9 protein-coding genes are annotated in these 12,073 nt (G+C 62.9%); 4 read left to right on the forward strand and 5 right to left on the reverse strand.

Annotated elements, in window-relative coordinates; all coding sequences use genetic code 11:
- Positions 1-72: 72 nt before the first annotated feature.
- The 3 genes from ACTG1P_RS14220 to dtd all read left to right on the forward strand — a co-directional run bounded on the left by ACTG1P_RS14220 (position 73) and on the right by dtd (position 2,893).
- Positions 73-1,314 carry a malic enzyme-like NAD(P)-binding protein gene (locus ACTG1P_RS14220; protein WP_201902619.1) on the forward strand — a complete coding sequence of 414 codons (1,242 nt, stop codon included), beginning with the start codon at positions 73-75 and terminating at the stop codon, positions 1,312-1,314.
- Between the two features lie 176 nt (positions 1,315-1,490).
- Positions 1,491-2,363 (forward strand): virulence factor BrkB family protein, encoded by an 873-nt coding sequence (locus tag ACTG1P_RS14225; RefSeq protein WP_041209731.1) that lies wholly within the window; start codon positions 1,491-1,493, stop codon positions 2,361-2,363.
- A gap of 92 nt (positions 2,364-2,455) precedes the next feature.
- Positions 2,456-2,893: a D-aminoacyl-tRNA deacylase gene (gene dtd, locus ACTG1P_RS14230; RefSeq protein ID WP_440001544.1), complete on the forward strand. Its 438-nt coding sequence runs from the start codon at positions 2,456-2,458 to the stop codon at positions 2,891-2,893.
- Here dtd and ACTG1P_RS14235 read toward each other — a convergent pair.
- A complete protein-coding gene (locus ACTG1P_RS14235; RefSeq protein WP_440002308.1) occupies positions 2,882-3,562 on the reverse strand; it encodes a spermidine synthase in 681 nt (226 codons plus the stop codon). The genes dtd and ACTG1P_RS14235 overlap by 12 nt on opposite strands.
- Positions 3,563-3,613: 51 nt before the next feature.
- On the opposite strand from ACTG1P_RS14235, the gene ACTG1P_RS14240 reads away from it, so the two are divergent.
- The gene (locus ACTG1P_RS14240) at positions 3,614-4,522 is read left to right on the forward strand and encodes a bifunctional GNAT family N-acetyltransferase/hotdog fold thioesterase (RefSeq protein WP_440001545.1); all 909 of its coding nucleotides are present in this window, start codon (positions 3,614-3,616) and stop codon (positions 4,520-4,522) included.
- Positions 4,523-4,576: 54 nt separating this feature from the next.
- Here ACTG1P_RS14240 and ACTG1P_RS14245 read toward each other — a convergent pair whose 3' ends face one another.
- The 4 genes from ACTG1P_RS14245 to gntU form a co-directional block, all read right to left on the reverse strand.
- On the reverse strand, positions 4,577-6,694 hold the full coding sequence (locus ACTG1P_RS14245) for an AsmA family protein (protein ID WP_440001546.1): 2,118 nt from the start codon (positions 6,692-6,694) through the stop codon (positions 4,577-4,579).
- A gap of 142 nt (positions 6,695-6,836) precedes the next feature.
- Positions 6,837-8,906, reverse strand: a complete 2,070-nt coding sequence (recG, locus tag ACTG1P_RS14250) for an ATP-dependent DNA helicase RecG (protein ID WP_440001547.1) — start codon at positions 8,904-8,906, stop codon at positions 6,837-6,839.
- A gap of 190 nt (positions 8,907-9,096) precedes the next feature.
- A complete protein-coding gene (gene pssA, locus ACTG1P_RS14255) occupies positions 9,097-10,446 on the reverse strand; it encodes a CDP-diacylglycerol--serine O-phosphatidyltransferase (protein ID WP_021230775.1) in 1,350 nt (449 codons plus the stop codon).
- Between the two features lie 150 nt (positions 10,447-10,596).
- Complete coding sequence (gene gntU / locus ACTG1P_RS14260) at positions 10,597-11,937, reverse strand: gluconate transporter (RefSeq protein ID WP_069527617.1); 1,341 nt, start codon at positions 11,935-11,937, stop codon at positions 10,597-10,599.
- Positions 11,938-12,073: the final 136 nt, after the last annotated feature.

Below are 12,073 nucleotides of genomic sequence, written 5' to 3' on the forward strand. Positions count from 1 at the left end.
CTTTTATGATCCCCGCCCTTCTGCGTGCCCCCTGCCGGCACCTCATTTGCACCAACCACATCGGGGTCCCCCATGTCCGATCTGCGTCAAGAAGCACTCGATTACCACGCCCAGCCCGTACCGGGCAAAATTGCCATCGCCCTGACCAAGCCCGCCGAAACCGCCCGCGATCTGGCGCTGGCCTACAGCCCGGGTGTCGCCGAGCCGGTACGCGAGATCGCTGCCAATCCGGCCGATGCCTACCGCTATACCGGCAAAGGCAATCTGGTGGCCGTCATCTCCAACGGCACCGCCATTCTGGGTCTGGGCAATCTGGGGCCGCTCGCTTCCAAGCCGGTGATGGAGGGCAAGGCCCTGCTGTTCAAGCGCTTCGCCGGCATCGATGCTATCGACATCGAGGTGAAGCACGAGACCAGCCAGCAGTTCATCGACACGGTCGCAGCCATCGCCGATACCTTCGGCGGCATCAATCTGGAAGATATCAAGGCACCTGAGTGTTTCGAGATCGAGCAGGCGCTGATCGAGCGCTGCGATATTCCGGTGTTCCATGATGACCAGCACGGTACCGCCATCGTCACCGCTGCCGGTCTGCTCAATGCGCTGGAAGTGCAGGGCAAGCTCATCAGCGACAGCCGCATCGTCTGCATGGGGGCGGGGGCTGCCGCCACCGCCTGCATGGACCTGCTGATCAAGTGTGGCGCCAGAGCGCACAACATCTTCATGCTGGATCGTCAGGGCGTTATCCACACCGGCCGCAGCGATCTCAACAAGTACAAGCAGCGCTTCGCCAACGAGACCCCGCTGCGTACCCTGATGGATGTCATCGAAGGGGCGGATGTGTTTGTCGGTGTTTCCGGCCCCGATGTGCTGCCCGCCGAAGCGGTCGCCCTGATGGCGCCCAATCCGGTGATCTTCGCCTGTTCCAACCCGGATCCGGAGATCAAGCCGGCGCTGGCCCACGGGGTGCGCAGCGACCTAATCATGGGCACAGGTCGCTCCGACTACCCGAACCAGATCAACAACGTGCTCTGCTTCCCCTTCATCTTCCGCGGTGCCCTGGATGCCCGTGCCAGCCGCATCAACGATGCCATGAAGATTGCCGCGGTCGAGGCGATCCGTGCGCTGGCCAAGGAGCCGGTGCCGGCCGAGGTGCTGACCGCCGCCGGGGTCAGCGAGCTCGCCTTTGGCAAGGATTATGTCATTCCCAAGCCGATGGATGCCCGTCTGCTGCCGCGCGTAGCCCGCGCCGTAGCGCTGGCGGCGGTGGCCTCCGGCGTCGCCCGCATCGAGCTTCCTGCGGACTACATGCTGTAATCCGGCGTTGCAAATGGCCCCATAGCGGGGCCGTTTTTATCTCTGCTTCTGGCGACAGCCAGAGACGCCAGCCGGGTGACAGGTCGGGGGAGATGGGGGCAAATCGGGTTCAAAGGTGGTCAAACAGCGCTCTCCTCTGACACAATATTGCCACTATGACGCTAACGAGAATCAAGATGCAGCAGCCTGTCAGCGGCCGTTTGGCCCACGCCCTCTCCTTCTTGCGCCATGATGGTCGCCACTTTGCCCAGTTTGTCTGGGGCCGTTTCCAGCAGGACAGATTGACGGTCACTGCCGGTTATCTGGCCTATGTCACTCTGCTTTCACTGGTGCCGATGATCGCCGTGGTCTTTGGCATGATGTCAGCCTTCCCGGTTTTCCAGAGCCTCAAACAGGCGATGGAGCAGTTCGTCTACCACAACTTCGTACCGACGGCGGGAGAGGTGCTCAAGGAGTACATCGACGGCTTCGTCGCCAATGCCACCAACACCACTGCGGTGGGGATCGGGGCGCTGGTGGTGGTGGCGCTGATGCTGATCTCCGCCATCGACAAGAACCTCAACTACATCTGGCGTTCGACCCAGGGCCGCCCGCTGGCGCAGGCGTTTGCCATGTACTGGATGATCCTCACCCTGGGGCCCGTGCTTATCGGGGCCAGTATCGCCATCTCCTCCTACATCTTCTCGCTGCGGCTGTTTGGCGCCGAGAGCCTGTTCGGCATCGGCTATCTGCTGCTGCGCGGCTTGCCGTTCCTCTTCTCGGTGCTCACCTTCCTGCTGGTCTATACCGTGGTACCGAACTGCAAGGTGCGTCTGGCCCACGCCTTTATCGGCGCGCTGGTGGCGGCGACCCTGTTCGAGCTGGCCAAGCGCGGCTTTGCCATCTACATCACCAGCTTCCCATCCTATCAGGCCATCTACGGCGCGCTGGCCACCATCCCGATCCTGTTTGTCTGGGTCTATTTGAGTTGGCTGGTGGTGCTGCTTGGTGCGGAGACTACCGCCTGCCTCGGCGAGTACGAGAAGCCGGCGAGCGAGGAGCTTGGCTAAGCCATCGCCTTGGCCACCGGTTTATTGGTAGCATCGACGACCGCCCCTGCAATCGAGCTGGGGCGGTCGTTCTGTTTTGAGAGGAGAGGGATGTGATTGCACTGATTCAGCGGGTCAGCGAGGCCTGCGTGACCGTCGAGGGGGAGGTGACCGGCGCCATCGGTCAGGGGGTGTTGGTGCTGCTCGGGGTGGAGCAGGGGGATGATGAGGCCAAGGCCGACAAGCTGCTGCACAAGGTGAGCGGCTATCGGGTCTTCAGTGACGAGAATGGCAAGATGAACCTCAATGTCAGCCAGATCGGCGGCAGTCTGCTGGTGGTCTCACAGTTTACCCTGGCGGCCGACACCAAGAGCGGGATGCGCCCGAGCTTCTCCTGCGGTGCCCACCCGAGCGAGGCCGAACGCCTCTATGACTACTTCGTGGCCAAGGCCGCCGCCAGCGGCATCCCGACCGCAACCGGGCGTTTTGCCGCCGACATGAAGGTGGCGCTGGTCAACGACGGCCCGGTTACCTTCTGGCTACAGGTCTGAGAATGCCTGATCCCGCGGTATGACGTGGACAATCACGTTGATGAGCCCTGTGACCGGATAGGGGGTGGCTGGGCCAATCCACTGTTCTATCAGTGTCAGGGCGTGGGTTAGCTCAAGCGCGGTGCGCGGCAGCAGGTTGATCACCAGGGTGCCGCTGAGGCGGGGAGCCAGCGCTCGGTAGAGCCGCTCCTGAAACAGCAGCAGCGGGTTGCCATCCTGACTGAAGAGATCGAGCAGGATGAGATCGTACTGCTGTTCGCTCTGCTCCAGAAAGGCGAGGGCATCGGCCTGATGGAGTGCCGGAGCGGCGCGTTCATCGCTCTCCTGATGCTGGAAAAACTGCTGATAAACGGTCAGCACCTCTTCGTCGAGGTCGACGCATTCGTGGCGAGCATCGGGCCAGCGTTGGCAGAGATGGCGAGTGAGATCGCCGCCACCCAGACCCAGTTCTAGGATCCGGGTGGCCTGCTCCGGCAGCAGGCAGGCGATGACCCGTTGATGGGGCAGACAGAGGGCGGCGGGGTCGGCGAGCAACATGGCGGATTGCACCACGCCGTCTATCTCCAGCCAGCGGTGCTGGTCATTTTCCTGTACCGTGAGGCGGCGCTGGGGTTTGACGCTGAGGTGCAACAAGTGATCGGCTTGGTACGCTTGCAGATTGAAGTCCATGAATTTGCACGGCAAGATGGTTTCCGACCAGTGTAACTCAAGGATGAAACTATGTACCGGGTAGTCACCCCTCAGACAGTCGCCGAGCTGGATGCCTACTACCAGTTGCGCTGGGAACTTCTGCGTAAGCCCTTCAATCTGCCCGTCGGTTCCGAGCGGGACGAGTACGACACCGTCGCCATTCACCGGCTGATGCTGGCACCCGATGGCACTCCCATCGCGGTGGGCCGCCTCTTTATCGGCGGTGACGAGGCGCAGATCCGCTTTATGGCGCTGCGTCCCGAATATCGCGGTCAAGGGCTGGGCGCCAAAATGGTAGAGGATCTCGAGGAGCTGGCCCGCAGCGAGAAGGTGAAACGGCTGGTGATGAATGCCCGTCAGGAGGCGGTGGAGTTCTATCGCAAGTGCGGCTTTCTTGAAGTGGGGGGCGGCCCCGTCTCCTTCGGCCGGATTCCCCATCGCCAGATGATCAAATCCCTGAGCCCGTTGCAGACTATCCAGTACCGGCCGGAGTGGTGTCAGGATCTCACCACCCGCTGGTCGCGCGGGGTACCCATCAGCGAGAAGATGGGGATGCACATCAGCCACTACGATGGCCAGACTTTCCACCTCAAGGCCAATCTGGCGGCCAACTTCAACGTGCATGGCAGCATGTTCGCCGGCAGTGTCTACAGCCAGTGCGTGCTGGCGGGCTGGGGGCTGATCTGGCTGCAGCTTAAAGAGGAGGGGCTGGTGGGCGAGCCGGTGCTGACCGAGAGCACCATCAAATATCATGGCCCGGTCGATGAGGAGCCGGAGGCGCGGGTAGCCCGTGAGGGGATGCCCGCCGTGCTGCAGCCGCTCAAACGGGGGGAGCCTGCCACCTTCAGCCTCAAGATCCAGCTGTTCAGCGGCAGCAAGCTGGCGGTGGAGTTCTGCGGCCACTACGTGGTGCTGCCGCCGCGCCGTCCGGGCCAGTAACCGCGTCGTTTCCCCATCAAACAACAAGGCCTCATCATGAGGCCTTGTCTGTTTTTACCCTTGCTGACTGTCGCTTGTCTGCCCGGCTTGGGTCTGCACTTGGGCCTGGTTTTGGGCTTTCGGTGCGGGAGCCGGTCGCCAGAGCGGGGCGCTGTTGCCTTGCGGCGGATAGCGTACTCCCACTTCCCAGCCGCAGGCGTCCTGCTTCTGCGGGAAGCTCCAGGCCAACGTGGGTTCCGTCAGCGGTCCACGCCACTGGCCGAGCAGCTCGGCGCAGCGGTTGCCATTGAGCACCCCCAGATCGATCTGCCACTGCTCGTTGACCAGATCGATCCCCCCTTGCAGTGCCAGCAGATGGGTGATGGTGGAAGCGCCAGCCTGTTCGATCTGCAGTTGCCCCTTGTCGATCTTGCCCTGCAGCTTGATGCGGTAGAAGGGGGTGTCACCCTCCTGCATCGCCTGCCACAGCTGATCCGGCGTCAGGGTGGGCGGGGTCGCCCCCTTGAACCACTCATCCAGCAGCGGATCTATCTTCACCTTGTCCCAGAACGGCTCGTCGGCATCGAGGGCAAAGCTGCCCTGCAGGGTCTGGCGCCACTCGCCCGCCGTTTTGCCCTGTTCGGCTTGCAGATCGGCGCTCACGTCCGCCTTGCCAGCGAACGAGACCGGGGAGTGGAATATCTTGCCCCATTGCTGCAGATCCAGCTTGGTCGCCTGCAGTTGGAGGCGGCTGCTCTGGCCTGGTTCGCGGCCCCACTGGCCACTCAGACTGAGGGTGCCCTCATCCGGCAGCGAGCTGGTGAGTTTGCCCAGTTGCCAGGAGCTGGGGGTCAGCTCCCCATCCAGCTCGCCGTTACGGGCGCTGAGGCCATCCCACACCAGCTCGAACCACTTGCTCTCGATGCGGGCACGGCCGAGCAGCGGGCCGGGCTGGTTATCGCGCAGGGCGAGATCGCTCAGATAGAGCTGCCAGCCGGTCAGCGACAGGGGCAGGGTATCGTCGAAGGAGAGCACCTTGAGCTTGTCGAACGCCAGCTTGCGGATATCGACCTGCTGCGGGCGCCAGCTCTGCCAATCCTGCCACCACCCTTGTGGCAGGCTGATATCCATGCCGCTCAGCGCCACGTCTTTCAGGGTCAGCTTCTGCTGCTGGGTATCGAGGGAGAGCTCGACATTGAACGCCCCTTCATAGGCCTTGCCCTGCAGTTCGCCGTCAATCTGCTGGGGCGAGAAGGCGAGCTTGCCCTTGATCTCCTCCAGTTGGAACAGGCCGCGGCCCATGTCCCCCAGGGTGCCGCTCAGATAGCCGGTGGGCTGGTTGCCCGCCTGCCAGTTGAAGGCGGTGAGCTGGCCGCTGAAGTTGTTGAAGGAGAGCTCCTGATTGATGTCGTTGAGGCTGACGCCGTCCAGCTGGCCGCGATCCAGCGACACCCTTTGCAACGGGAAGCGCTGCGGGAAGCCTTGTTGTGTCAGATCCCCCAGCTCCACCCGCATGCCGCGTGCCTTGAGGTCATGCAGTTGCAGGGTGCGGGCGGGCCAGTCCAGCACCATGCCGGTCTCCAGCAGACCGTCGAACAGGTTGGTCACCAGCTTGTCGGTGTGCAGCACTTCCCCCTCCAGCCGTCCTTGCAGGTTGAGGCGGGCGAAGGTGAATTGCGGGGTCTCCAGCTGACCGATATTGAGGCTCAGGTTGGCCTGTGGTTGCCGTTTCGGGTCGATCAGCTCCCAGTCGCTCAGGGTGGCATTGAGGCCGCGCAGGGTCAGCTCGGGGCTCTCCAGACTGAGCCGGTCTATGGTGCTGTCGGCGATGGTGAGGGAGTGCACCGGCAGGCTCGGCAGCTGGTTGGGCAGCGGCAGCTTGATGGCCGGGCGGATGAGGTCGAGATGGGCGATGCGCACGTCCCGGTTCAGCCAGTCGATGCTCTCTATCTCGAGATAGATCTTGTCGAGGGTCACGGCGTTGCCGTAACTCACCTGCTCCGCCAGCAGGGTGTAGGGGTGGAGCGGGTTGAACACCAGCCGGCCTATGGTGACAGGCACGCCGGTCTGCTGGCTGAGCCAGCCGGCGATGGGCCCCTTGGCCCGCTCGGCATCGAACAGGCCAAGCCCGACCCAGACAAAGAGCAACAGGAAGGCAAGGGTGTAGAGCAGACCGCGCAGCCAGGAATTCATCAGTGCTTTCCTCCTGTTTCTGTTGCTTGGTCAGGCATTGGAGTAGTGATCCCGCAGACCGAGCCAGCGCCGTATCAAGGGTTCGACATGGTTTGGGTGCCTATCCATCAGGCAATGTGACCATCTTCTGCATCTGCCTTGGTCAAGCATTCGAGTAGTGATCCCGCAGGCCGAGCCAGCGTCGTATCAAGGGCTCGACATGGTTTGGGTGGCGGTCCATCAGGAAGCGCGCCATCTTCTGCACCTGCGGGATGAGCGATTGGTCGCGTACCAGATCGGCGATCTTGAGGTCGGCCAGACCGGTCTGGCGGGTGCCGAGCAACTCGCCCGGGCCGCGCAGCTCCAGATCGCGCTGGGCGATGAGGAAGCCGTCGTTGGTCTCCCGCAACACCCCGAGCCGGCTCTGGGCCGTCTTGGACAAGGGGGCATGATAGAGCAGCACGCAGTGAGAGGCTACCGCACCACGGCCAACCCGCCCGCGCAGCTGGTGCAGCTGGGCCAGCCCCAGTCGCTCCGGGTTCTCGATGATCATCAGGCTGGCGTTGGGCACATCCACCCCCACCTCGATGACGGTGGTAGCGACCAGCAGTTGCAGTATGCCCGCCTTGAACTCCTCCATCACCCGCTGTTTCTCCACCGGCCGCATCCGGCCGTGCACCAGCCCGATATGCAGGCCGGGCAGCAGGTTCTGCAGCTCGGCGGCGGTATCCTCGGCAGCCTGACACTCCAGCACCTCCGACTCCTCGATCAGGGTGCAGACCCAGTAGGCCTGCTTGCCCTCGGTGCAGGCGAGCTTGACCCGCTCGATCACATCGCCGCGACGGCTGTCGGGCAGCGCGACTGTGGTGATGGGGGTTCGGCCCGGCGGCAGCTCGTCGATGACCGAGGTGTCGAGATCGGCATAGGCGGTCATCGCCAGGGTGCGGGGGATGGGGGTGGCGGTCATGATGAGCTGATGGGGATGTACCCCTTCCCGCTCCCCTTTCTCGCGCAGGGCGAGGCGCTGATGCACCCCGAATCTGTGCTGTTCATCGATGATGACCAGCGCCAGACGCTGGAACACCACCTGCTCCTGAAAGATGGCGTGGGTGCCCACCACCATCTTGACGCTGCCATCTTTGATCGCGGCCAGCGCCTCCTCCCGCGCCTTGCCTTTCTGCTTACCCGCCAGCCAGCCGACTCCGATGCCGAGCGGCTCCAGCCACTTGGCGAAGTTGATGGCGTGCTGTTCCGCCAGCAGCTCGGTCGGCGCCATCAAGCCCACCTGACAGCCGTTGCCGATAGCCTGCAGGGCCGCCAGCGCTGCGACCAGCGTCTTGCCGGAGCCCACATCCCCCTGCACCAGCCGCATCATGGGGTGGCTCTGTTGCAGATCCCGGCCGATCTCCGCCACCACCCGGTTCTGGGCGCCGGTGGGGGTGAACGGTAGGGCGCCGAGCAGCTGCTCCACCAGGGCAGGTGCCGGTTTGAGGGCGCGGGCCAGCTGGGTTTGTGCCTGAGCGCGCACTTTCAAGACCGAGAGGTTGTGGGCCAGCAGCTCCTCCAGCACCAGCCGCTGCTGGGCCGGGTGCTGGCCGCTCTCGAGCAGGGCCAGCGCCACCGAGGGGGGCGGACGGTGCAGCAGCTTCAGGGCCGCGGCCAGATCGATCTGCTGGGGGTAGAGGCCGGCGGGCAGCAGCTCCTCCACGCCGTAGAGGTCGAGCTGGGCCAGCGTCTGATCGGTGAGGTTGCGCAGGGTGAGCTGGCGCAGCCCTTCGGTAGTCGGGTAGACGGGGGTGAGCGCCTCTTCGGTCTGACCCGCCTGCTCCTCGCCGAGCAGCTTGTACTCGGGGTGGGCCATCTCCAGCCCGTATTTGCCGGGGCGCACCTCGCCAAAGCAGCGGATCAGACGGCCCGCCGCCAGACTGTTCTTCTGGGCGGCGGTGAAGTTGAAGAAGCGGAGGGTGAGGGTGCCGGTACCGTCGCTGATGCGACAGACCATCATGCGGCGGCGTCCCATCACCAGCTGAGTGTCCTGGATTTCGCCCTCGACGGCGCCGTGCAGCCCGGGCGGCAGATCGCCGATGGGCCATACCTGGGTGCGGTCCTCGTAGCGCAGGGGGAGGTGGAACAGCAGATCCTGTACCGTGGCCAGCCCCAGCCGCTCGAGCTTCTCCAGCATCTTGCTGCCGACACCCTTGAGGCTATCGAGAGGAATTTTATCCAATTTCATCAATTAGATGCCCGAAAACACTGTAAATATGTCCAGATGATAGGGGTTGTTGAGGGGCCGATGCAAGCCGAGTTGCTGCTGGCAGGGCCGTCAAGGCGGGGGAAACGGCGGATATAACAAAGACCTGCCGAAAACGGGAGGCCTTTGTGTGGCTGCCAACAGGCAAGGTGCGGGCGCATGGCGCCTGGGGTCAGATGATGCGCTTGAGCAGCAGATGGGCCTTGACCCGGTGGATCCGTCCTAGCAGCTTGCGCACCTGTTCCGGGTAGTCCTGAATCTGTTCCACCTGATCGAAGTGGCTGATCCGCTTGGTGTTGGTCAGGATGTTCTCCCGCTCCGCGTTGAACTGGGGACGCAGCAGGTGGCGACGATCGTGCACCAGCAGGCCGTTCTCCAGATCCAGCGCCCAGGCGCGGGGGTTGAGGTTGTTGCCGGTGAGCAGGGCCCACTCGTCATCCACGAAGATCCCCTTGAGATGGTAGGAGTTGCGCTCGCAACACCAGAGCATCAGGTTGAGGCGACCGTCGTCGATGTGACGCTGGTTGCGCTCGGCAAACTTGCGCAGGTTGGTCTCGTAGAGATAGGGCAGGCCACCTATGGTCGAGAACTTCTCTTCCGGTGGAATGAAGAAGTCGTTGGCGGTCTTGTCGCCCACTACGATGGTCACCTTGCAACCGCGCTGCAGCAGATCCTCGATATCCTTGCTCAACTCCTTGGGGGGGTTGAAGTAAGGGGTGCAGATGAAGATCTCCCGCTCGGTGGCGCGCACCAGATTGCGGATCATCAGGTTGAGCTGATTGTTGCGCTTGCCCAGACCCACCATGGGGGTGACGGCCACTTCCTGAGTGTTGACCGGCATGGTGCTGAAACGGTACTGGCTCTGGCGCAGGCTCTGCTTGAAGCGGCGGATAGGCCCCTTCAGCTGTTTGGCGCTGGGGATGTCGCTGTGATCCAGTCGTTGCACCGCGTCGCTCTTCACGAACAGGTCATCCACATAGTTGACCATGCTGCGGGCCAGCTCCGGGCTGGTGATCTGGTGATAGCGATCGAAGCGGTAGCGATCCTGCTGGTGCAGGTAGATATCGTTGAGGCTGGCGCCGGAGTAGAGCACCACATCATCAAAGATGAAGCCCTTGAGGTGCAGCACGCCGAGCAGCTCGCGCCCTTTGACCGGCACGCCGTAGATTTCGATCTGGTGCTCGTGTTCGGCAGCCATGGCCTGATACATCAGGTGGTTGCCGCCCTGCTTGCCTTTGCCGATCAGGCCGCGCTGGGCACGGTGGAAGTCGACGAACAGTTTGATGTCGAGGGCCGGATTGCGCTGCTTGGCGGCGTAGAGGGCGGAGAGGATCTCCCGGCCTGCTTCGTCATCCTGCAGATAGAGCGCGACCAGATAGATGCGCCGGGTGGCACTGGCGATAAGCGCAAGAATGCGGCGTTTGAAATCCTGGGCGCTGTAGAGCACTTCAAACTGATCCGCTGCGACGGCGATCTGGGGCAGGCGCGCCAGCAGTTGTCGATAATGGGCCGATGAATGCATAGATAAACCTGAAATCACGGGGTTAAGCGTTCCACTCGGAGCGATGAATAGGCGATTCTAGCAATCTCGCCCTCTCAGCCAAAGAAAGAATCATCAGAAAGATGAAAAAGGCCTCACGAGTGAGGCCTTTTTGTCAGCATTTCGCCCTTGTCAGAGGAAGCTGTAGATGATCATCGCCATCACGCCGCCGGTGGTGCCGATGATGGTCTCCATCACGGTCCAGGTCTGCAGGGTCTGCTTCTCGGTGAGGCCAAGATAACGGTTGGCCAGCCAGAAACCGGAGTCGTTGACGTGGGAGAGCACGATGGCACCGCCGCCGATGGCGATGGTGACGGCTGCCAGCTGGGCACCGTTGAGGCCGAGGGGTTCCAGCATCGGCAGCACCAGACCGCAGGCGGTCAGCATGGCGACGGTGGCGGAGCCCTGAATCACCCGTACCGCAGCGGCCAGAATGAAGGCCAGCGCGACGATGGGCAGACCGGAGTCGGCCAGCATGTTGCCAAGGGCTGCACCCACACCGGAATCAACCAGCACCTGCTTGAACACGCCACCGGCACCGGTCACCAGGATGATGACACCGGCGGGCTGGATGGCGCTGTTGCAGACGCTCATCACCTCGTCACGGGACATGCCGCGGCGAATACCCAGCAGATAGAAGGCGGCCAGACAGGCGACCATGATGGCGGTGAAGGGGTGACCGATGAACTCCAGCCAGTTGTGCAGGGTGGAGCCCGCCTCGACGAAACGACCGACGATGGTCTTGAGGCCGATCAGCAGCAGCGGCAGACCGATGAGGCCCATGGCCAGCCCGAAGGAGGGCAGGGATTTGCTGTCATCGTGGACGCTGTTCTGGGCATCGGCAGGCAGCGGCACATCGACGATCTTGCTGATGAAGTCACCGAACAGCGGGCCCGCCAGGATCAACGCCGGTACGGCGGCGATCAGGCCGAACAGGATCATATAGCCGAAGTCGGCACCCAGCTGGGAAGCCACCAGGATCGGGCCCGGCGCCGGAATAAGGAAGGCCTGGCAGGTGGCGATACCGGCCAGCAGGGCGATACCGATCTTCACCACGCTGCCGCCGCCACGACGGACGATGGCGAAGGCGACGCCGATCAGCAGCACCACGGCCACGTCAAAGAAGAGCGGCAGGGCGCAGACAAAGCCGGTCAGGGCCATGGCCCAATTGGCGCGCTTGACACCAAACTTGCCGAGCAGGGTGTGGGCTACCCGGTCGAGGGCGCCGGTCACTTCCATCACCTTGCCGAACATGGCGCCCAGCGCCACCACTACCGCGACGAAACCGAGGGTGCCACCCATCCCTTTCTGGATGGTGGCGGCGATATCGGCCGGGTTCATGCCAGCGGCGAGACCCGCCACCATGGAGACCAGGATCAGGGCTACCACGGCGTGGAGCCGGGCCTTCATCACCAGGAAGAGCAGCAGCACAATCGAGCCGGCGGCTGTCATGATCAGGGAGAGGTCAGACATTGTTATGCGTTCCTTTTTCCAAGTTCAGTCGTGACACCTTGCCGATCCGTCGGCAAACCATATCTTTATGATTTATTTAGATTTATGGCAAGGGCTCAACATCATATGCCCAGGTGACTATGGGTTTGCTCAGTCT

The organism is Aeromonas sp. 11P, from assembly GCF_051920165.1.
GTDB classification, from domain to species: domain Bacteria; phylum Pseudomonadota; class Gammaproteobacteria; order Enterobacterales; family Aeromonadaceae; genus Aeromonas; species Aeromonas veronii.

What these genes read in the sequence shown, in the direction of transcription:
- ACTG1P_RS14220 (WP_201902619.1), top strand. Translation starts at nt 73, where the DNA reads ATGTCCGATCTGCGTCAAGAAGCACTCGATTACCACGCCCAGCCCGTA.
- ACTG1P_RS14225 (WP_041209731.1), top strand. Translation starts at nt 1,491, where the DNA reads ATGCAGCAGCCTGTCAGCGGCCGTTTGGCCCACGCCCTCTCCTTCTTG.
- ACTG1P_RS14235 (WP_440002308.1), bottom strand. Translation starts at nt 3,562, where the DNA reads ATGGACTTCAATCTGCAAGCGTACCAAGCCGATCACTTGTTGCACCTC.
- ACTG1P_RS14240 (WP_440001545.1), top strand. Translation starts at nt 3,614, where the DNA reads ATGTACCGGGTAGTCACCCCTCAGACAGTCGCCGAGCTGGATGCCTAC.
- ACTG1P_RS14245 (WP_440001546.1), bottom strand. Translation starts at nt 6,694, where the DNA reads ATGAATTCCTGGCTGCGCGGTCTGCTCTACACCCTTGCCTTCCTGTTG.
- recG (WP_440001547.1), bottom strand. Translation starts at nt 8,906, where the DNA reads ATGAAATTGGATAAAATTCCTCTCGATAGCCTCAAGGGTGTCGGCAGC.
- pssA (WP_021230775.1), bottom strand. Translation starts at nt 10,446, where the DNA reads ATGCATTCATCGGCCCATTATCGACAACTGCTGGCGCGCCTGCCCCAG.
- gntU (WP_069527617.1), bottom strand. Translation starts at nt 11,937, where the DNA reads ATGTCTGACCTCTCCCTGATCATGACAGCCGCCGGCTCGATTGTGCTG.